An 18558-nucleotide genomic window follows, 5' to 3' on the forward strand; every position below is an offset into this window, starting at 1 on the left:
GCCCCAACCGTCCACCACCGCGCCGACACCCCTCATCCGAGCGCCTTCGGCGCCCACCTTCTCCCTCAAGGGGAGAAGGAAGAGCGGGGTGGCGCGCCGCTCGCGTTCCACCTAGACACACCCTCATGACCGCACCGCTTCCGCCCCTGTCGAAAACCCGCGCCTGGGTCTGTGCGCCGGGGGTGCTGAAGGTGCCGTTCCTGTCCGCCTTCCTGCCCGATTACGACCTGTCCGCCCTGCCCGGATCGTCGATCGAGGCCGTCCTCGGCTGGGGCATGAAGCCGACGGCGGAGGCGGGCCGACGCTGGGCGGCGAAGCACGGCAAACCCTATGTGGCGCTGGAGGACGGCTTTCTGCGCTCGGTCGGGATCGGCGAGAGCGGGGCGACCAGCCTCAGCCTGATCGTTGATGATCTGGGCGTCTATTACGACGCCACCCGGCCCAGCCGACTGGAGCAGCTGATCGACGCAGCCCCAGACTGGTGCGACGCCGCCATGAAGGCCCGCGCGCGCGGCCTGATCGACCGCATCGTCGCCTCCGGCGTGTCCAAGACCAATATGGGCGGGCCGCTGGACGCACGCCTGCTCAGGCCCGGCCGCCGGGTGCTGATCGTGGACCAGACCTTCGGCGACGCCTCCATCGGCTATGGGCTGGCGACCGAAGCCAGCTTCTCCGACATGCTGGCGACCGCGCGGCGGGATGAGCCGGACGCCCAGTTGATCGTCAAACGCCACCCCGCCGTGGCGGCAGGGCGCAAGCAGGGCTGCATCCCGGCGGATCAACTCGACGACGTCACCCTGATCGACGCGGACGTGCGGCCCGCCGACCTGCTGGCGGCGGTGGATGCGGTCTATGTCGTGACCTCGGCGCTGGGGTTCGAGGCCCTGCTGCGCGGCCTGCCGGTGCGTTGCTTCGGCGCGCCCTTCTATTCGGGCTGGGGCCTGACGACGGACGCCGTGCAGACCGGACGGCGCGGCGCCCCGCGCGATCTGGAGCAGATCGCGGCGGCGGCCCTGATCGCCTACACCCGCTACGTCGATCCCGTCACCGGCCAACGGTGCGAGGCGGAACAGGCGCTGGAGCGGCTGATCGCCCTGCGCGACCGGGCCGACCGGCTGGCGGGCGACTGGGCCGCCGTCGGCTTCGCCCCGGCCAAGCGGCCGCCGGTGCGCCGCCTGCTGAACTCGCCCAAGGGCCGCGTCCGCTATTTCTGGCGCTCATCCGCCGCCGTCGCCTATGCGCGGGCCACGGGCGGCAGGCTGATCTGGTGGGCCGGCAAGGAGACGCCGCAGATCCGCGCCGCCGCCGACGCCTTTGAAGGCCCCGTCGTGCGCATGGAGGACGGCTTCATCCGCTCGCGCGGTCTGGGGTCCGACTTCTTCGGCGCCCTGTCGGTCGCGCTGGACGATCAGGGCGTCTACTACGACCCGACCCGCCCCAGCCGTCTGGAGAGCCTGATCGAGGCGAGCGAGCCTTCACCGGATCAGGCCGCGCGCGCCGAGGCGCTTCGTGTTCGCGTGGTCGAGGCGGGCCTGTCGAAATACAATCTGAAAGGGGCGGGCGTCCCGGCGCACTGGCCGAAAGACAGGCCGATCCTGCTGGTCGTCGGTCAGGTCGAAAACGACCGCTCGATCATGATGGGCTGCGGGCCTGACCTGCGCACCAACTCGGGTCTGGTGAAGGCGGCGCGGGCGGATCATCCCGACGCCTTCCTGATCTATCGCAACCACCCGGACGTGACGGCGGGCAACCGGCCCGGCCTGCTGGACCATGCAGCGATGGAGGAGGTCGACGCCTCGGCCGACGACCTCGACATCATCGACTGCCTGAACGCCTGCGACCGGCTGGCGACCCTGACCTCCCTGACCGGGTTCGAGGCCCTGATGCGGGGCAAGCCGGTCAGCGTCTACGGCCGCCCCTTCTATGCCGGATGGGGCCTGACCGACGACCGCCTGACGTTTGAGCGCCGCACCCGTCGCGCCAGTCTGCAGAGCGTCATCCACGCCGCCCTGATCGGCTATCCGGTCTATGTCACGCCGGACGGCTGGCCATGCGAGGCCGAGGATCTGGTCGAGGCCCTGATCGCCGCGCGCGACCACCCCCTGCCCGCCCCGCCGCGCGGCCGCATCAATCGGTGGTGGAGAGGCATAAAGGCCAGTCTCGACCGCAGCCTTCCCCCGGCCTATTGAGGTCGTTCGTCATCGCTACGGACTGAGTCCGGCCCGCGAGGCGCCTGAACTTCGCCGCGAGGCGCCGACATAAGGCTTGTCGAGCGCCGGGGACTCCCTGTTCCCTGATGCAGCGAGGCGCCGCGCGCCGAGCGTTAGGGAACATTACAGTGCAAAAAGCCGTCATCTCCGCCACCGGCCTGTTCACGCCGGAACAGTCTGTCTCGAACGAGGAGCTGGTCGGCGCCTACAACGCCTGGGCCGAGGGCTGGAACGCCGCCAACGCCGAGGCCATCGCCGCCGGTGAGATCGAGGCCAAGACGCCCTCGTCCGAAGCCTTCATCGAGAAGGCCTCGGGCATCAAGGCGCGCTATGTGCTGGACAAGTCGGGCATCATCGACCCCGAGCGTATGCTGCCGCACCTGCCCGCGCGCGGCGACGACGAACTGTCGATCATGGCAGAAATGGCGGTGAAGGCCGCCCAGGACGCCATCAGGGCCTGGGGCAAGCCGGTCAGCGAGATCGGCGCCGTCATCTGCGCCGCATCGAACATGCAGCGCCCCTACCCCGCCATGGCCATCGAGGTGCAGCAGGCGCTGGGGATCGAGGGCTTCGCCTTCGACATGAACGTGGCGTGCAGTTCCGCCACCTTCGGCATCAAGACGGCGGCGGATTTCGTGGCCTCCGGCTCGGTCAAGGCCGTGCTGATGGTGAACCCGGAAATCTGCTCGGCGCACCTGAACTTCAAGGACCGCGACAGCCACTTCATCTTCGGCGACGTCGCCACCGCCGTCATCATCGAGGCCGAGGATCAGGCCGGACCGGGCGGCTGGGACATTCTGGGCACGAAGCTGCAGACCAGCTTCTCAAACAACATCCGCAACAATTTCGGCTTCCTGAACCGCGCCGCCCTGCCCACCGACGGGCATGAGCCGATCTCGTCCGACGGCCTGACCGACAAGATGTTCGTCCAGCAGGGCCGCAAGGTGTTCAAGGAGGTGGTGCCCATGGTCTCCACTATGATCCTGGATCACGCCGCCGAGCTGGACCTGGACACGCACGGGCTGAAGCGCCTGTGGCTGCACCAGGCCAACATCAACATGAACACCCTGATCGCGCGCAAGGTGCTGGACCGCGATCCAGCGCCCGAAGAGAACGTCATCATCCTGGACGACTACGCCAACACATCCTCGGCCGGGTCGATCATCGCCTTCCACCTGCACAACGACGGCTTCGCGCCGGGCGATACGGGTCTGATCTGCAGCTTCGGCGCAGGTTATTCAGCGGGAACGGTTTTTGTCCGCAAACGCGGCTGAAAAAGACTGACGCATACCTTTGTTCGGGGCAGCGCTTGCACTGTTCGCGTTTTTTTGCAAATCGTATCGCCTTGTCGGGAACCAGGGGGAGGATGCGCCCACATGATTCAGACAGATTTCACATCGCCCTGGGCTGAAAAACTGAAGGATCCGCTGGCGCACGACGTGGCCACGGTGCTTCAACGCATGGGCGGCGCAGCCCATCAGGACATCGTGATCGACTGCGTCGCCGCTCTGAAACGCCAACGCGGCGAGTCCGTGACGCAGGATCTGAAGACCCGCGTCATCGAGGTGTTCGAACGCTATCGCGACTTCTTCTTCCGCCCCTTCGGCGAAGGCTCCATGCGCTGGGCGCTGAAGGCCGAACCGGCCTGATCCAGCCCTGATGGCATAACAGCCAACGAAAAGGCCCGCTCTGTCGCCAGAGCGGGCCTTCGTCGTTTCAGGGTGCCAGACCCTGAAATCTCGCGCCTTAGAAGCGACGGATGTAGCTGAGCGAATAGGCGTCAGCTTCGCCGCGGTCATCGCGGAAGTCGCGACGGGTCCAGTCGGCGCGAACGCCGTTGACGCCGTCCAGGTAGTAGTTGGCGCCGACGCCATAGTTCCAGCTGTCGCCGCCGACCTTGGTGTTGGCGTTGACCAGGTTCTGCTTCAGCTCGGTGTGGCCGTAGCCGCCGCGCGCGAACAGTTCCAGCTTGTCGCCGATCGGGTATTTGCCGACGACGTAACCGGCCGCGTCCCACTCATGCTTGATCTTGCCGTCGACGCCGCCAACGGTGATATCCTTGTTTTTCACGCCGACGCCGACTTCGGTTTCCAGCGCGAAATAGCGGTTCAGGTTGACGCCGAGGCGGCCGCTGACGGCGCCTGTCTGGGCGGCGTCGCCCTCCATATGAGTATAGCCCAGCGAGCCATAAGCACGCGGCTCAACATTCGATTGAGCAAAGGCCGGTGCGGCCAGAACAGAAACAGCAGCGGCGGCGAGAAGAACGTTACGCATTATTTTAACTCCATAGATGATGTGACTTCTTTGGTCACATGCCCCATCTGACACAGGGATAAATGGCGATGACTGCCTAAGCGTTCCATAGGCAGGACGCGGAACCATCTCTAATGTTGCGAAAAACCCACACACATTGTTACCTGAATGCATCAGTAAAAAGGGCGCGCCCCCGCTGGAGCGCGCCCTGACTGGCTTTCGTCCGCTTTCGGATCAGAAGCGGCGGACGTAGTTGACCGAATAGACGTCGACCTTGCCCGCATCATCGTTGAACTCGCGGCGGGTCCAGTCGCCGCGCAGGCCGTTCTGGGCGTCGAAGAAATAGTTGGCGCCCGCACCGTAGTTCCAGCTTTCGCCGTCGGCCTTGCGCTCGACGCCGGCCAGTTGGGCCTTCATGCGGGTGGTGCCGTAGCCGCCGCGCGCGAACAGTTCGAAGTTCGGCGTCACCGGCACCGTGCCCACGACATAGGCGGCCAGATCATAGTCGTGCTTTATCTTGCCTTCGGCCCCGGCGATGTTGAATTTGTCATCGCGGACGCCGATCGAGCCTTCGCCCTCGACGCCGAGGTAGGGATTGAACTTCGCGCCCAGACGGCCGGTGATCGCGCCCAGATCGCCATCGGAATGGTCCAGCTGAGAATAACCGAGCGTGCCGTAATAGGTCGGGCCGCCCGGCTGCATCACCTGGGCCGCAGCCGGCAGGGCGAATGCAGAAAGGACGGCGGCGGCGAGAATAACTTTACGCATGAGCTTCACTCACTCCTTGTTGCGATGAACAGGACAGGCCTGACCACCTTGCGGAGAAACAAGGCACGGGCGCCGGACGGCGTTCCGTATGCTTGATGAAGCTTTCGAAGACTGTGCGAACGGAAGCACACACCGCGTTCCGTCAAGAATGACTATTCCATGACGTGAAAAAGGCCGATGATTTTTCCTCCCCATTCCATGGGGAGGTGGATCGGCGGTGTAGCCGACGAGACGGAGGGGCCGCCTGGTTCCGCCGTCGCAAAGCCCCTCCACCGCTACGCGGTCCGCCTCCCCATGTCGTGGGGAGGAAAGAAGAAGCGAGCACGCTTTCTCCCTCCCCGTCCCGGGGAGGGTGGCTGAGCCCGACAGGGCGAAGCCGGGTGGGGGCGGCAAGGCTGATCAAGCGCCGAGGGCCGATCACCTGGCCCTCCCCACCCGGTTGCTGCGCAACCACCCTCCCCGGGACGGGGAGGGAAACGGTTGAGCCTCAGCGGTCTTTTTCGCGCTCTTCGCCCGAGCGTGCGGCCAACGCCGCCTGCGCCGCCGCGAGGCGCGCGATCGGCACGCGGTAGGGCGAGCAGGAGACGTAATCCAGCCCGACCTCTTCGCAGAAGGCGATGGACGACGGATCGCCGCCGTGTTCGCCGCAGATGCCCATCTTCATGCCCGGCTTGACGCCTCGTCCGCGTTCCTCGGCGATGCGGATCAGGTCGCCCACGCCGCTCTGGTCCAGACGGACGAAGGGGTCGTTCTCGAAAATGCCCTTGTCCAGATAGGCCTGCAGGAAGTGGCCGGAATCGTCGCGGCTGATGCCGAAGGTCGTCTGCGTCAGGTCATTGGTGCCGAAGCTGAAGAACTCGGCGTGCTCGGCCAGATCGGCGGCGCGCAGGGCCGCGCGCGGCAGCTCGACCATGGTGCCGACCAGGTAGTCCACGCTGTCCCCGGCGTCCGCGAAGACGGCCTTGGCCGTGCGGTCGGTCAGTTCGCGCAGATACTTCATCTCCAGACCCAGGGCGACCAGCGGGTGCATGATCTCCGGGATCGGGGCGACGCCCGAGGACGCCTTCACCTGCAGCGCCGCCTCCAGGATGGCGCGGACCTGCATCTCGTAGATTTCCGGATAGGCCACGCCCAGACGGCAGCCGCGGTGGCCCAGCATGGGGTTGGTCTCATGCAGCTCGCGGGCGCGGCGCTTCAGCTTGGCCGCGTCCAGGCCTTGCGTGGCGGCCAGGGCGTCGATGTCGACGTCAGTGTGCGGGATGAACTCATGCAGCGGCGGGTCCAGCAGACGCACGGTGACGGGGAGCCCGCTCATGATGGTGAACAGCTCGACGAAGTCGGCCTTCTGGAACGGGGCGATCTTGGCCAGGGCCACGCGGCGGCCCGCCTCGTCGTCGGCCAGGATCATCTCGCGCACGGCCGCGATGCGGGCCTCGTCGAAGAACATGTGCTCGGTGCGCGACAGGCCGATGCCCTCGGCGCCGAAGCCGCGCGCGGTGCGGGCGTCCAGCGGGGTCTCGGCGTTGGCGCGGACCTTGAGGCGGCGAATGCCGTCGGCCCAGCCCATCAGGGTCTGGAAGTCGCCCGTCAGCTCCGGCTCGATCATGGCCACGGCGCCGTCCAGCACCTCGCCCTTGCCGCCGTCGATGGTGATGACCTCGCCCGCCTTGAAGGTGCGGCCGCGCGCAGTGAAGGTTCCGGCCTTCTCATTGATCGAGATCTCGCCCGCGCCCGAGACACAAGGGCGCCCCATGCCCCGCGCCACGACCGCCGCGTGGCTGGTCATGCCGCCGCGCGCCGTGACGATGCCGCGCGCCGCGTGCATGCCGTGAATGTCTTCCGGCGAGGTCTCGTCGCGGACCAGGATGACGGCGTCGCCGTTCTGGCCCAGACGCTCGGCTTCGTCGGCGTCAAAGACGATCTTGCCGGTCGCCGCGCCCGGCGAGGCGGGCAGGCCCGCCGCGACGACAGTACGCGCCGCCTTGGGGTCCAGCGTCGGGTGCAGCAGCTGGTCCAGCGCCGCCGGTTCGACGCGGCTGACGGCCTCATCCTGAGAGATGACGCCTTCGGAGGCCAGGTCCACGGCGATCTTCAGCGCCGACTTGGCCGTGCGCTTGCCGTTGCGGGTCTGCAGCATCCACAAGCGGCCCTGCTCGACCGTGAACTCGATGTCCTGCATGTCGCGGTAGTGGCTTTCCAGCCGCCCCACCACGTCCACGAACTGGGCGAAGACCTCGGGCATCGCCTCTTCCATCGACAGCGCCGTCTCGCCCATCTCCTCGCGGCCCGCCTTGGTCAGGGACTGCGGCGTGCGGATGCCCGCCACCACGTCCTCGCCCTGGGCGTTGATCAGAAACTCGCCGTACAGCTTGTTCTCGCCGGTCGAGGGGTTGCGGGTGAAGGCGACGCCCGTAGCGCTCGTCTCGCCCATGTTGCCGAACACCATCGACTGGACGTTGACGGCCGTGCCCCAGCTTTCGGGGATGTCGTGCATGCGGCGATAGAATTTCGCCCGGTCGTTCATCCAGCTTTCGAACACGGCGCCGACGGCGCCCCACAGCTGGGCTTGCGGATCCTGCGGGAAGGGCTTGCCCAGCTCCCGCTCGACCAGGGACTTGTAGTCCGCGACCACCTTCTCCCAGTTCTCGGCGGTCAGTTCGGTGTCGACCGAGACGCCCAGACGATCCTTGTGGTCGTCCAGCACCTCTTCGAAATAGTCGTGGCCCAGACCCAGCACCACGTTGGAGTACATGGTGATGAAGCGGCGATAGGAATCGAAGGCGAAGCGACGGTCGCCCGACAGCTTGGCCAGGCCCTCGACCGTCTCATCGTTCAGGCCCAGGTTCAGGACGGTGTCCATCATGCCCGGCATGGAGGCGCGGGCGCCCGAGCGCACCGACACCAGCAGGGGGTTGGCGGCGTCGCCGAAGGTCTTGCCCACCACGCCCTCGACGTGGGCCAGGGCGGCCTTGACCTGATCGGTCAGGTCGGTCGGATAGGTTTCTTGGTTGGCGTAATACCAGGTGCAGACCTCGGTGGTGATGGTGAAGCCGGGCGGCACCGGCAGGCCGAGGGACGACATCTCGGCCAGGTTCGCGCCCTTGCCGCCGAGAAGGTTCTTCATCGACGCGTCGCCATCGGCGGAGCCGCCGCCGAAGCCATACACCCACTTGGTCATTTCGTAGTTCCTGAACCGTGGTCTCGCGAGACTGAGTCCCGCCTTATGCGGGGTTTCACTAGCGCGCTGCACCTGCGAAGGCGAGGCCGTAGGCGTAACAATCCGTGAGAGGATGTATCCGCTCGCCATCGTCTTCAGCCCCAAACCATGGAGCGGACAAAGGAAAACGCCCGCCGGTTTCCCGACGGGCGTTTGCATTCGTTCAATCCTGAGTGGAGGCTCAGGCCGGATCCGTTCAGGCGGCGACGGTGATCGCGCCTTCGGCCGGGTCGCGCAGGACATAGCCGCGGCCCCAGACGGTCTCGATGTAGTGCTTGCCGCCGGCGGCCGTCGCCAGCTTCTTGCGCAGCTTGCAGATGAAGACGTCGATGATCTTCAGTTCCGGCTCGTCCATGCCGCCATACAGGTGGTTCAGGAACATCTCCTTGGTCAGGGTCGTGCCCTTGCGCAGGGAGAGCAGCTCCAGCATCTGATATTCCTTGCCGGTCAGATGCACGCGGTGGCCGTTCACCTCGACCGTTTTGGCGTCCAGGTTCACGGCGATCTCGCCGGTGTGGATGATGGCCTGGGCGTGGCCCTTGGAGCGGCGGACCACGGCGTGCGTGCGCGCGATCAGCTCGTCCTTGTGGAAGGGCTTGGTCAGATAGTCGTCGGCGCCGCCGCCGAAGGTCTTGACCTTGGTGTCGATCTCATGGCTGCCCGAGAGGATCATCACCGGGGTGTTGATCTTGCCGTTGCGCAGCTGGCGCAGAACCTCAAGCCCGCTCATGTCCGGCAGGTTCAGGTCCAGCAGAATGAGGTCGTAGTCATAGATCTTGCCCAGATCGATGCCTTCCTCACCCAGATCGGTCGTATAGACGTTGAAGCCTTCCGACTTGAGCATCAGTTCGATGCTTTGGGCCGTCGCGTGGTCATCTTCGATCAACAGGACGCGCATTCATGCCCCTCCAGGCAAAGCTTGGGATGGCCGCATTTGAAAAACGGCCGGGTAACCTTGTTCCAACGTTAACGGGCCAAAACCTTAAGAAGGGTTAACGCATCCCGATATGGAACGCCTAAGCTGATTTGCGAATCGCCGTCCAGACTCCCGAGTCAAGGATTCGCTTTGAAAGTGTTAATTTTTCAAAGAACGTCGAGAGGTCGGCGCCCGGCCTGTTGAAAGTCGGGGCGCGAAGGCGGATCGCGTGAGGCCCCGGCGTCCATCAACCGCTATTCGATCAGGTGGATATTATCGCCCGCCGCCTCATTGCGGGCCACCGCCAGAGCCACGACGGCGTTGCGCATTCCATTGTCTTCATCGGCGAAGGTCCAGGCGCGATAGTCGATGACCTTCAGCCCCTCGTTGAAGATTTCCAGCACGCGCTCTTCCCTGTCGCCCCACGACAGCAGTTGGGCGTGCATATTGTGCAGATAGTTGCAGGGGAAATACGCCCGCAGATCCTTCATGCCCTGATCGGCCAGATCGATATCGCAACCGGTGTCTTCGATATCAAAGTCCGCCAGACGACACAGCCAGCCGTAGATATAGCCATAGGCGCCGGCGCCGTAGACGGGCCGCGTGGCCTCCATGCAGGACCGCGCATACTGCTCCAGTTCTTCCGCAGACCCGTACCAGCGCGGCAGCAGCGAATAGGCCCTCTGGGTCATCATGGCCAGGTCGGTCGGATCGACCTGTTCCCACAGACCGAAGACCTGTGTCAGGGCCTCGGGCGAACCGCGCGTCAGGGCGATCGAACAGACGCTCGCCAGCAACGGAACGTCCGACTTCGACAGCCCCTGCCCACCGTCCAGCGTCCTGTTCACATGGCCGATGCCGATGTCCCAGCCGCGATCGCCCCAGTCCTGAAGAGTCGCCGCGCCTTCCGGCGACACCTTGTAATCCTGCCCGCGCGCCCTCCAGCCGACCAAATTGCACGCAAAGGCGTAGATGGCCGCACTCAGAGCCGAAGGTCGGCTCTCATAAACCTGTCGGGCGCCGTCGACGAAGGCGTCGCTGTCCGCAGCGTGGGCCGCATCGCCCGGCGGCGCCCACTCATGGGCGTGGCTGGCCAGGGTCTCGCCCCAAGGCAGTCGAAAATCCTCCCTGAGATAGGGCGTCATTAGATCCATGTACGCCGTGATGCCTTCCGGCGTGTTCGCCATACGCTCGGTGCTTTCGATAACAGGCGCGAAGTCGCCGTAGCGATCCTGAGCCGTCGAGGCGCGAAAGCCGAAATGATGGATGGCCTGGTGAATGGTGATGCGCAGGGCGCCGTCGTCCTCCGCCTTGCTTCCGCCGAAGATTTTGGACCAGAACGACATGATATACTCCGAAAGATACGGGCTGTTCTCAACCTGAAGCCTGCGCCTGTTCAGTCCGCCTTGGCGACATCGTAGTGCGCGTTCAAACCTTAACGGCCCGGCGCCCCAACGGGTCCCCGTCAAGCGCATGTCCGCACGCCTGATACGCCGCTTATCCCCAGGTCATTCGCCGATCACAGTGCGATCAAACCCTTTGCATACAAGGCGAGGCGACCGAAGCTGACGCACATTAGGAATAGTTTCCCATATCACTGGTCCGCCCGCTCTAGGATGGCGTTGCAACTGGAATGAGGGAGACGTCCGATCATGCACATCTATCGCGTGCCCGTGCTGGAAGGGGACCGGATTCGCGCCGACGCCGCCCTCGGTCTGGTCGGTCTGGCCTTCCACATTCCCGTTCAGGAAATGACCCGTCGTGAACGGGTGCGGCCGCCGGCCTGCCGGGCGCGATGGTCGGCCATGTATCTGGCGCATGTCTCCTACGGCTGGCCGCTGGAGCGGGTGGCTCATGCCTTCGGCCTGAACCGGGCGACGGCGGGCGCCGCCTGCCGATGGGCCGAGGATGAGCGCGACCGGGCTGAATATGATCTGCTGATGGATGGACTGGAGCGGTCGCTGCGCGCGGTGATGGAATTGCCCGTCGTCGATCTGGAGCCGCGAAAGGCAGGCCGCCGATGAGCCGTCAACTGGAACGCGCGCGCAGTCTGCTGCAACGGCCCGGCGCCTGGCTGGATCAGGCGGGCGGCGCCTATCCCCTGCGTCTCGGCGGCGACCGGCGCAGCCGGGTGGTGCTGACCCTGGACGAGGCCGCCTTCCGCGCCGTCATCGAACTGCCGGGGCTGAAGCTGAGACAGGGCGGCGGCTGGCTGCCGCGCGCCGCAAACCACCACGCGCCCCTTTCGCCCCCGCCCGGCCGTCCCGGCGTCATCGAGGGCGAGCGCGCGGTGATGGAGACCGACGGCCGCCTGACGACCCGCCGCGCCAATCTGGGCGAGAGCCCGATCCTGTGGCTGGCCCGGCGCAAGGACCAGTCGGGTCGACCGTGGCTGACCCCGGCCGAGGTCGCGGCGGGCGAGCGCCTGCGCGCCGAGGCCGAGATCGCGGCCGCCGGTCCGTCGCTGACCATGCGCTGGGACGCCCTGCCGCGCACAGGCTCCGGCGGCGGCGCAGGCCGGATCGAGCCGGGCGACCGCGCCCTGTCGGCCTCAGGCCGGGTCAAGGCGGCGCTGGACGCCTGCGGGCCTCGCCTGCGCGCCATGGTCGAGCAGGTCTGCATCCACGGCACGTCGCTGCAACTGGCGGAACAGGCCCTGTGCTTGCGCCGCCGTCAGGGCAAGACCCTGCTGAAACAGGGGCTGCAGGCGCTGGCGGAACACTATGGCCTGATGTGACTGTGCGGCGAACGCGGTTGCGCCAGCGTCGAAAAAGCGCCTCGTCAGTTCCATGATCCACGATTACTTAAGTATGGCTGACCTATGTCAAAGACGCCCCCTTAAGGCTGACGAGAGTATATCCGTATGACGTTCCTCCGCCCCGCCTCGCTTCTTTCTGGTCTGGCGACCGCCGCCCTGATCGCTGGTCTGGGCGGCGCCGCAGCCGCCCAGACCAGCGCCGACGACCGGTGGAGCGTCACGGTCAGCCCCTATGTCTGGGCCACCTCGCTGGACGGCAATGTCACCATGGCCGGGCACAAGGCGCCAGTCGACGTGTCCGCCTCGGACGCCTTCGATCAGTTGGAAAGCCTCGTGATGGGCGACGTCGAGGTGCGCCGCGGCCGCTGGGCGGGCTTCGTCGACTATCAATATTCCAAGACCAATGAGGGCGTGTCCCTGATGGGCGTCCCGGCCGAGTTGGGCACCCGTTCGACCACGGTTTCAGCGGGCGTCCTGTATCGTCTGGTGGACGATCCGCTGGACGGCCGCACCGCCTTCGGCGACGCGCGCAGCTTCCGCGTCGAGCCTCTGGTCGGCGCCCGCTGGAGCAAGCTGCGGGCCGATCTGAACACCCCGCTGGGCGCCACGCACAAGGGCGCTGAATGGACCGACCTGCTGCTGGGCCTGCGGGTCGAAGGCGACGTGTCCGAACACTGGACCCTGCGCGCACAGGCCGACGCAGGCGGTCTGGGCGACACCGACCGCCACAGCCTGTCGTGGCAGGCGCTGGCCTCGTATCGCACGCCGCTGGGCGGGGGCGCCGTCTCGGTCAATGCGGGTTATCGCCTGCTGTATCAGAACTATGAGCAGGACGACTTCACCGGCCAGCGCTTCGACTGGAAGGTGACGCGCCACGGCCCGGTGCTGGGCCTGTCGCTGACCTACTGATCCCTTTCCTGACGATCCCCCCATCCCAAGGAGACGACATGCGTAACGGAATGAAGAAGGGCGTCGCCGCTCTCGCCGCCGCCTTCATGATGGCCGTTCCGGCGGCCGAGGCGTGCACGCGCCTTGTCTACCATGGCCACGACGGCGCGGTGATCACGGCCCGGTCGATGGACTGGAAGGACGAGATCATGACCAATCTCTGGATCTTTCCGCGCGGCATGGCGCGGGACGGGTCCGGCGGTCCCAACTCCCTGACCTGGACGTCGAAATACGGCAGCGTCATCGCCAGCGGCTATGACATCTCGACCGTCGACGGCGTGAATGAAATGGGTCTGGTCGCCAACGTCCTGTGGCTGGTCGAGTCGCAATACCCGACCTATGACCCGAACAAGCCCGCCCTCAGCATCGCCGCCTGGGCCCAATACGCCCTCGACAACTACGCTACCGTGGCCGAGGCTGTCGAAGGCCTGCGCGACGAGCCCTTCGTCCTGGTCAGCGACAATGTGCCGGGTCAGGACCGCCTGACCACCCTGCACCTGTCTCTGTCGGACAGCAGCGGCGACAGCGCCATCTTCGAATACATCGACGGCAAGCTGGTCGTGCATCACAGCCGCGACTATCAGGTGATGACCAACTCGCCGACCTTCGATCAGCAACTGGCGCTGAACACCTATTGGCAGGGCATCGGCGGCACGGTCATGCTGCCGGGCACCAACCGGGCGGCCGACCGCTATGCACGGGCCTCCTTCTACGTCAACGCCATTCCCAAGTTTGAAGACCAGAACATGGCCGTGGCCAGCGTGTTCAGCGTGATCCGCAACGTCTCGGTGCCGTTCGGCATCTCGACCCCGGACCAGCCGAACATCTCCTCGACCCGCTGGCGGACCGTCGTGGATCACAAGCGCAAGCTGTACTTCTTCGAGTCGGCCCTGACGCCGAACACCTTTTGGGTGGACCTGAAGAAGATCGACTTCTCTGAACGCGCCCCGGTCAAGCGTCTTGAGCTGGGCGAAAACCAGATCAACACCCACGCGGGCGACGCGACGGCCAAGTTCACCAACGCGCGGGCCTTCCCCTTCCTCGGTCCGCAAGAGTAGGCCCGAACACCGCGCCTCTCTATTGTGGCGTCAGCCCGCCGCCAGCGCCGCCGCCTCGCGGATACGGCCGACCATGCTGTTCAGGCCGTTGGCGCGCTGGCGCGTCAGGGCCGAGGGCAGGCCCAGCCGGTCCAGCGCGGCCTTGGCGTCGAACGCCAGAATCTCACCCGGCAGCCGCCCCGAATACAGCCGCAGCAACAGGGCGATATTCCCCTTCGACAGGGCGCTGTCGCTGTCGGCGTCGAAGAACAGCCGCCCGCCTTCCGGCCGCAAAGACAGCCAGACCTGCGCCGCACAGCCCGGCACCTTGTTCGCCTCGATCCGCGCCGGTTCCGGCAGGGGCAGCAGATCCTTGCCCAGATCAATGACGTATTCGATCCGCCCCTCCCAATCGCCCAGCAGGTCGAATTCCTCGACCAGTTCGGCCAGGGTTTCGTCGATGGAGCGGTCGGGGATGGCGTGCGCTGCGGTCATGGCGGGCGACATAGGCCCCCGTCGTCGCGATCACAACCGCCCCTCGTGACACGCCCATACTCCCCTCACAGGCGAGCGGGCTGTGGCGAGGGCGCGACGCACCCTAGATTGAAGGTTTCGTTCACCCCTCGCCGAACAGGTAGTCTTGAAGCCCAGCGCCGCCCCGCTTGACCCCATCCGCCGCCCCGAGGTCCACGACGCCGGGGACGGCGCCGCCGTGGCCGCCTGGCACGCGGCCTGGGTCGCGGCGGTCGGCGCCACGGCACTGACGGCGGCCTTCAGCGCAGGTGGCGGGCCTTTGCTGCTGGCGCTGGCGGTCATGGCGGCGCCGGGGCTGGCGGGACTGATCCTGCTGAAGCGCGACGATGACGAGGCGCGCTCGGCCCTGATGGTCATCTGGGCCTTGTCCAGCCTGACGGCGGCGACGCTCAGCGGCGGCGCGGGCGGCCCCCTGCCCGGCTTCATCTTCGCGCCTCTGGCCGCTGGTCTGGCGCTGGGCGGACGGCGCCGGGTGCAGGTCTCGGCGGCGGCGACGCTGGGCGCGGCGGGCGCGGGCCTGCTGTCGGGCTGGCTGCTGGGAACGCCGTCGGCTGCGCCGCTGACCGCCGGAGCATCCATGCTGGCCAGCGCGGCGGCGGCCTGTCTCGCCCTGATGCTGGGCGCGCGGCGCGCGGCGCGGCGGTTGAACGCGGCGCAGTCCGACGTCGCGGGCATAGAGACCCTGCTGGCCGGACAGCCCGGCCTGACCCTGCTGCTGGATGCAGACGGCGCGGCGCCCGCCTATCGCGCGCTGGCCGCCTATGGCGCCGCGCCCGCCGCCTTGCCCGTCGACCCGCTGTTCGCCGATGGCCTGCTGGCCGCCGTCGAGACAGCGGACCAGCCCGCCGTCCTGACCGCCCTGGCACGCGCCCGCAGCGGGGCCGAGGCGCAGGTCCGCTTCACGCCGCGCCTGGCGCTGGACCGGCGCATCCTTCTGGTCGCGCGACGGCTGGAGGGTGCACCGGCGAAAGGCGCGCCCCGCCTGATCGTTCAGGCGCTGGACGCCACCCTGCAACACGCGCGCGAGGCCGAACTGGACGCCGCCCGCGCCGAGGCCGAGGCCCAGAGCGCCGGAAAGTCCCGCTTCCTGGCCCATATGAGCCACGAACTGCGCACGCCCCTGAACGCTGTCATCGGCTTCTCGGACGCCATGCGGCAGGAGTTGTTCGGTCCCGTCCCGCCGCGCTACGCCGACTACGCCCGCTCGATCCATGAGGCAGGCGGGCATCTGCTGGACCTGATCAACGACGTGCTGGACGTCAGCCGCATCGAGGCCGACCGGTATGAGCTGTCGCTGGAGCGTTTCGACGCGCGCGAGCCGGTGCTGGCGGCGCTGGCCCTTGTCCGCATTCAGGCCGACGACAAGGGCGTCGAACTGGCCACCGTCCTGCCGCCCGAGGCGCTGAACCTCCGCGCCGACCGCCGCGCCCTGAAGCAGATGACGTTGAACCTGCTGGCCAATGCGGTGAAGTTCACCCCGCCGGGCGGCAACGTCACCGTGTCGGTGCAGGCGGCGGACGATGCGCTGGAAGTGACCGTGGCCGACACCGGCGTCGGCATTTCGGCCGAAGATCTGGCGCGTCTGGGCCGCCCCTATGAACAGGCGGGCGACGCCGAACAGCGGGCGCAGGGGTCAGGACTGGGTCTGGCGCTGGTCCGCGCGCTGGCCGGACTGCACGGCGGGACGCTGACGCTGGACAGCGTTCTGGGCGTCGGCACGGCGGCGACCGTGCGCCTGCCGCTCGAGACGCCGGACGCCTGAGCCTCAGACCTTCGAGGCGGCCAGCTTCAGCCCGAAGCCGATGAAGACCACGCCTACCACCCGGTCCATCGTCCGCACCACGGCCGGGCGGCGCAGGAACCGACCCAGCGGCGCCGTCGCCAGAATCAACCCGGCGAACCAGACGATGGTCAGCGCCACATGAACCCCGACCAGGAAGAAGGTGAAGGCCGCCACATTGGCCCCTTGCGGCACGAACTGGGGCAGAAAGGTCACGTAGAAGACGCCGACCTTGGGGTTCAGCAAATTGGTCAGCAGGCCGCGCCGAAAGGCGACGGGACCGCTGGGCGGCGGGGCGGCGCCCGGCTCGCCCAGGCTCTTGCGCGGCTTGAACAGCATCTGCGCGCCCAGCCAGACCAGATAGGCCGCGCCCGCCCACTTCACCACCGTATAGGCCAGTTCCGACACCCGCAGCAGCGCCCCGAATCCCAGCGACACCGCCGCGCCCCAGATCAGGCAGCCCAGCAGTATGCCCGCCCCGGCGAAGACGGCCGAACGCCCGCCCTCGGCCGCCGCCGAGCGCAGCACCATGGCCGTGTCCACCCCCGGCGTGATCGTCAGAATGGTGATGGCGACCAGGAAGGCGGCGAACAGGGCGGGATCGAACATGGGCGCACTAGATCATGCGCTGAGCGAAGGTTACAACGTCCGATCTCAACCCGGCCGCCTCATCCCTCCATGCGGTCGCGATAGCCGCGCGCGTCCAGCGCCCTCAACGCCGCCGTGAGAACCGCCTCAAGCTCCAGTCCCAGATCCTGATCCAGCGACCGCGCCGCCCGCTTGGTCGCGCGCCATTGATCGGTCAGGGCCGGCAAGGCCGCGCGCGCCTGATCCGACAGCATGACCGCGCGCTGTCGTCCGTCCGCCGCACGGCCGGAAACCAGCCATCCCTCGCGGGTCATCTGCGCCGCCGTCTGACTGAGCGCCGAATGGGTCAGGCCTGCGGCCTCGGCCAGGGCCTTGATACTGAGCGCCATCGGCTCTTCCGCCGCCCGCTCGGCCTCCATCAGGGCGCGCATGATCACCGTATAGCGCGGCCTGAACGCCAGCCCACGCGCGGCGTAGGCGGCCTCCACCTCGCCGTCGAGACGGTCGGCCAGACGCCGCAGCAGGGCTCCAAGACTTGACGGGCGTTCGGACATGGCCTCATAAATATATAAGGGCTGTTACAAATCAACCCATGCGAGGCCCCATGCTCTCCGCGCTTGTCCATCCCTTCCTGGCCGTCGCCCTGACGACCTGCCCCCTGCAGGTCGAGGTTCTGAACGCCGCCGCCGACCGCATAGGAGCCGGCTACATCACCCAGACCGAGGGGCAGGCCGTGGCGCGCCGCGTCCGCGACTGGGCGGCGGAGGGACGCTATGCCGAACAATGCGACGACCCGGCCGCCTTCGCCGAGGCGGCGACGCGCGACCTGCGCACGCTGGACGGGCACTTCCGCCTGACGCCCCCGCCGTCTTCAGGACCGTCAACCGGTCCCGCCCCCGCCTCCCTGCAGGCCTGGCGCGACGAGGCCCGCGCCGCAGGCGGCGGCGTGCGCGAGGTGCGGGTGCTGGAGGGCAACATCGGCTATCTGCGGCTCAGCGCCTTCTATCCCTGGGACCTGGTCGAGACGCGCCTGGCCGCCGCCCTGACCCTGTTGGAAGATGTCGACGGCCTCATCATCGACCTGCGCCGCAACGGCGGCGGGGACGGGCGCACGGCCGATCAACTGGTCGCCAGCCTGCTGCCCGAAGGCGCCGCGTTCGGCTGGATCGAACGACGCGAGGGCCGGCTTCCTCACGCCGCGCCGCCCCGCGCCCTGCCCGCCGTCCGGACCGACACGCCGGTCGCCGTCCTGATCGATCGCCGCTCAGGCTCGGCGGCCGAGTTCACCGCCTATACGCTGCAGGCGGCCGGGCGGGCCGAGGTGATCGGCGACCGGTCGGGCGGCGCCGCCCACATGCTGGGACCGCCGCAGCCCCTGCCCCACGGCTACGCCGTCAGCGTGCCGGACGCCCGCCCCGTCAACGCCGTCACGGGAAAGAACTGGGAAGGCGGCGGCGTCCGTCCCGACGCGCCCGGCGGCGACGATCCCCTGCTGACCGCCCGCGACCGCCTGCTGGCGAAGCTGGGCCGAACGCCGAAGACCTGAACG

Annotated in this window: 17 protein-coding genes; 9 read left to right on the forward strand and 8 right to left on the reverse strand. The window is 67.3% G+C overall.

Annotation, left to right across the window (positions count from 1 at the left end; all coding sequences use genetic code 11):
• Positions 1–125: 125 nt before the first annotated feature.
• The 3 genes from ACORJG_RS10680 to ACORJG_RS10690 all read left to right on the forward strand — a co-directional run bounded on the left by ACORJG_RS10680 (position 126) and on the right by ACORJG_RS10690 (position 3859).
• Positions 126–2189, forward strand: a complete 2064-nt coding sequence (locus ACORJG_RS10680) for a capsular polysaccharide biosynthesis protein (protein WP_427789005.1) — start codon at positions 126–128, stop codon at positions 2187–2189.
• 149 nt (positions 2190–2338) lie between these two features.
• Complete coding sequence (locus ACORJG_RS10685) at positions 2339–3484, forward strand: beta-ketoacyl-ACP synthase III (RefSeq protein WP_427789006.1); 1146 nt, start codon at positions 2339–2341, stop codon at positions 3482–3484.
• Positions 3485–3586: 102 nt separating this feature from the next.
• Positions 3587–3859: a hypothetical protein gene (locus tag ACORJG_RS10690; RefSeq protein WP_427789007.1), complete on the forward strand. Its 273-nt coding sequence runs from the start codon at positions 3587–3589 to the stop codon at positions 3857–3859.
• Positions 3860–3956: 97 nt separating this feature from the next.
• Here ACORJG_RS10690 and ACORJG_RS10695 read toward each other — a convergent pair whose 3' ends face one another.
• From ACORJG_RS10695 to ACORJG_RS10715, 5 genes are all read right to left on the reverse strand, one after another.
• Complete coding sequence (locus ACORJG_RS10695; protein WP_427789008.1) at positions 3957–4484, reverse strand: porin family protein; 528 nt, start codon at positions 4482–4484, stop codon at positions 3957–3959.
• 213 nt (positions 4485–4697) lie between these two features.
• Entirely contained in the window at positions 4698–5231 is a 534-nt protein-coding gene (locus ACORJG_RS10700; protein ID WP_303718527.1) for a porin family protein, read from the reverse strand.
• Between the two features lie 487 nt (positions 5232–5718).
• Positions 5719–8409: a pyruvate, phosphate dikinase gene (ppdK, locus tag ACORJG_RS10705; RefSeq protein ID WP_427789009.1), complete on the reverse strand. Its 2691-nt coding sequence runs from the start codon at positions 8407–8409 to the stop codon at positions 5719–5721.
• Between the two features lie 235 nt (positions 8410–8644).
• Entirely contained in the window at positions 8645–9346 is a 702-nt protein-coding gene (gene ctrA / locus ACORJG_RS10710; RefSeq protein ID WP_003165857.1) for a response regulator transcription factor CtrA, read from the reverse strand.
• Positions 9347–9618: 272 nt separating this feature from the next.
• A complete protein-coding gene (locus ACORJG_RS10715) occupies positions 9619–10710 on the reverse strand; it encodes a hypothetical protein (RefSeq protein WP_427789010.1) in 1092 nt (363 codons plus the stop codon).
• Positions 10711–11016: 306 nt separating this feature from the next.
• Between ACORJG_RS10715 and ACORJG_RS10720 the strand changes: the two genes are divergently transcribed.
• The 4 genes from ACORJG_RS10720 to ACORJG_RS10735 all read left to right on the forward strand — a co-directional run bounded on the left by ACORJG_RS10720 (position 11017) and on the right by ACORJG_RS10735 (position 14128).
• Positions 11017–11388: a chromosomal replication initiator DnaA gene (locus ACORJG_RS10720; RefSeq protein WP_427789011.1), complete on the forward strand. Its 372-nt coding sequence runs from the start codon at positions 11017–11019 to the stop codon at positions 11386–11388.
• On the forward strand, positions 11385–12101 hold the full coding sequence (locus ACORJG_RS10725) for a DUF6456 domain-containing protein (RefSeq protein WP_427789012.1): 717 nt from the start codon (positions 11385–11387) through the stop codon (positions 12099–12101). The genes ACORJG_RS10720 and ACORJG_RS10725 overlap by 4 nt, the downstream gene beginning before the upstream one ends.
• Positions 12102–12227: 126 nt before the next feature.
• Positions 12228–13031 carry a hypothetical protein gene (locus ACORJG_RS10730; RefSeq protein ID WP_427789013.1) on the forward strand — a complete coding sequence of 268 codons (804 nt, stop codon included), beginning with the start codon at positions 12228–12230 and terminating at the stop codon, positions 13029–13031.
• A gap of 38 nt (positions 13032–13069) precedes the next feature.
• Complete coding sequence (locus ACORJG_RS10735; RefSeq protein ID WP_427789014.1) at positions 13070–14128, forward strand: linear amide C-N hydrolase; 1059 nt, start codon at positions 13070–13072, stop codon at positions 14126–14128.
• A 30-nt stretch (positions 14129–14158) separates the two neighbouring features.
• Here ACORJG_RS10735 and ACORJG_RS10740 read toward each other — a convergent pair whose 3' ends face one another.
• Entirely contained in the window at positions 14159–14602 is a 444-nt protein-coding gene (locus tag ACORJG_RS10740) for a SufE family protein (protein WP_427789015.1), read from the reverse strand.
• A 145-nt stretch (positions 14603–14747) separates the two neighbouring features.
• Here ACORJG_RS10740 and ACORJG_RS10745 point away from each other — a divergent pair, with 145 nt between their 5' ends.
• Positions 14748–16403 carry a sensor histidine kinase gene (locus tag ACORJG_RS10745; RefSeq protein WP_427789016.1) on the forward strand — a complete coding sequence of 552 codons (1656 nt, stop codon included), beginning with the start codon at positions 14748–14750 and terminating at the stop codon, positions 16401–16403.
• Between the two features lie 3 nt (positions 16404–16406).
• Here the strand turns inward: ACORJG_RS10745 and ACORJG_RS10750 are convergent, their stop codons facing one another.
• Entirely contained in the window at positions 16407–17030 is a 624-nt protein-coding gene (locus tag ACORJG_RS10750; protein WP_427789017.1) for a LysE family translocator, read from the reverse strand.
• Positions 17031–17089: 59 nt separating this feature from the next.
• Entirely contained in the window at positions 17090–17563 is a 474-nt protein-coding gene (locus tag ACORJG_RS10755; RefSeq protein ID WP_427789018.1) for a MarR family transcriptional regulator, read from the reverse strand.
• A gap of 50 nt (positions 17564–17613) precedes the next feature.
• Here ACORJG_RS10755 and ACORJG_RS10760 point away from each other — a divergent pair, with 50 nt between their 5' ends.
• Positions 17614–18555, forward strand: coding sequence for a S41 family peptidase (locus tag ACORJG_RS10760; protein ID WP_427789019.1), 942 nt, complete (start codon positions 17614–17616; stop codon positions 18553–18555).
• Positions 18556–18558: the final 3 nt, after the last annotated feature.

Source organism: Brevundimonas diminuta (assembly GCF_050310045.1).
Lineage (GTDB): Bacteria > Pseudomonadota > Alphaproteobacteria > Caulobacterales > Caulobacteraceae > Brevundimonas > Brevundimonas diminuta_F.

What these genes read in the sequence shown, in the direction of transcription:
- ACORJG_RS10730 (WP_427789013.1), top strand. Translation starts at nt 12,228, where the DNA reads ATGACGTTCCTCCGCCCCGCCTCGCTTCTTTCTGGTCTGGCGACCGCC.
- ACORJG_RS10700 (WP_303718527.1), bottom strand. Translation starts at nt 5,231, where the DNA reads ATGCGTAAAGTTATTCTCGCCGCCGCCGTCCTTTCTGCATTCGCCCTG.
- ppdK (WP_427789009.1), bottom strand. Translation starts at nt 8,409, where the DNA reads ATGACCAAGTGGGTGTATGGCTTCGGCGGCGGCTCCGCCGATGGCGAC.
- ACORJG_RS10725 (WP_427789012.1), top strand. Translation starts at nt 11,385, where the DNA reads ATGAGCCGTCAACTGGAACGCGCGCGCAGTCTGCTGCAACGGCCCGGC.
- ACORJG_RS10740 (WP_427789015.1), bottom strand. Translation starts at nt 14,602, where the DNA reads ATGACCGCAGCGCACGCCATCCCCGACCGCTCCATCGACGAAACCCTG.
- ACORJG_RS10715 (WP_427789010.1), bottom strand. Translation starts at nt 10,710, where the DNA reads ATGTCGTTCTGGTCCAAAATCTTCGGCGGAAGCAAGGCGGAGGACGAC.
- ACORJG_RS10750 (WP_427789017.1), bottom strand. Translation starts at nt 17,030, where the DNA reads ATGTTCGATCCCGCCCTGTTCGCCGCCTTCCTGGTCGCCATCACCATT.
- ACORJG_RS10720 (WP_427789011.1), top strand. Translation starts at nt 11,017, where the DNA reads ATGCACATCTATCGCGTGCCCGTGCTGGAAGGGGACCGGATTCGCGCC.
- ACORJG_RS10695 (WP_427789008.1), bottom strand. Translation starts at nt 4,484, where the DNA reads ATGCGTAACGTTCTTCTCGCCGCCGCTGCTGTTTCTGTTCTGGCCGCA.
- ACORJG_RS10690 (WP_427789007.1), top strand. Translation starts at nt 3,587, where the DNA reads ATGATTCAGACAGATTTCACATCGCCCTGGGCTGAAAAACTGAAGGAT.
- ACORJG_RS10680 (WP_427789005.1), top strand. Translation starts at nt 126, where the DNA reads ATGACCGCACCGCTTCCGCCCCTGTCGAAAACCCGCGCCTGGGTCTGT.
- ACORJG_RS10760 (WP_427789019.1), top strand. Translation starts at nt 17,614, where the DNA reads ATGCTCTCCGCGCTTGTCCATCCCTTCCTGGCCGTCGCCCTGACGACC.
- ctrA (WP_003165857.1), bottom strand. Translation starts at nt 9,346, where the DNA reads ATGCGCGTCCTGTTGATCGAAGATGACCACGCGACGGCCCAAAGCATC.
- ACORJG_RS10735 (WP_427789014.1), top strand. Translation starts at nt 13,070, where the DNA reads ATGCGTAACGGAATGAAGAAGGGCGTCGCCGCTCTCGCCGCCGCCTTC.
- ACORJG_RS10755 (WP_427789018.1), bottom strand. Translation starts at nt 17,563, where the DNA reads ATGTCCGAACGCCCGTCAAGTCTTGGAGCCCTGCTGCGGCGTCTGGCC.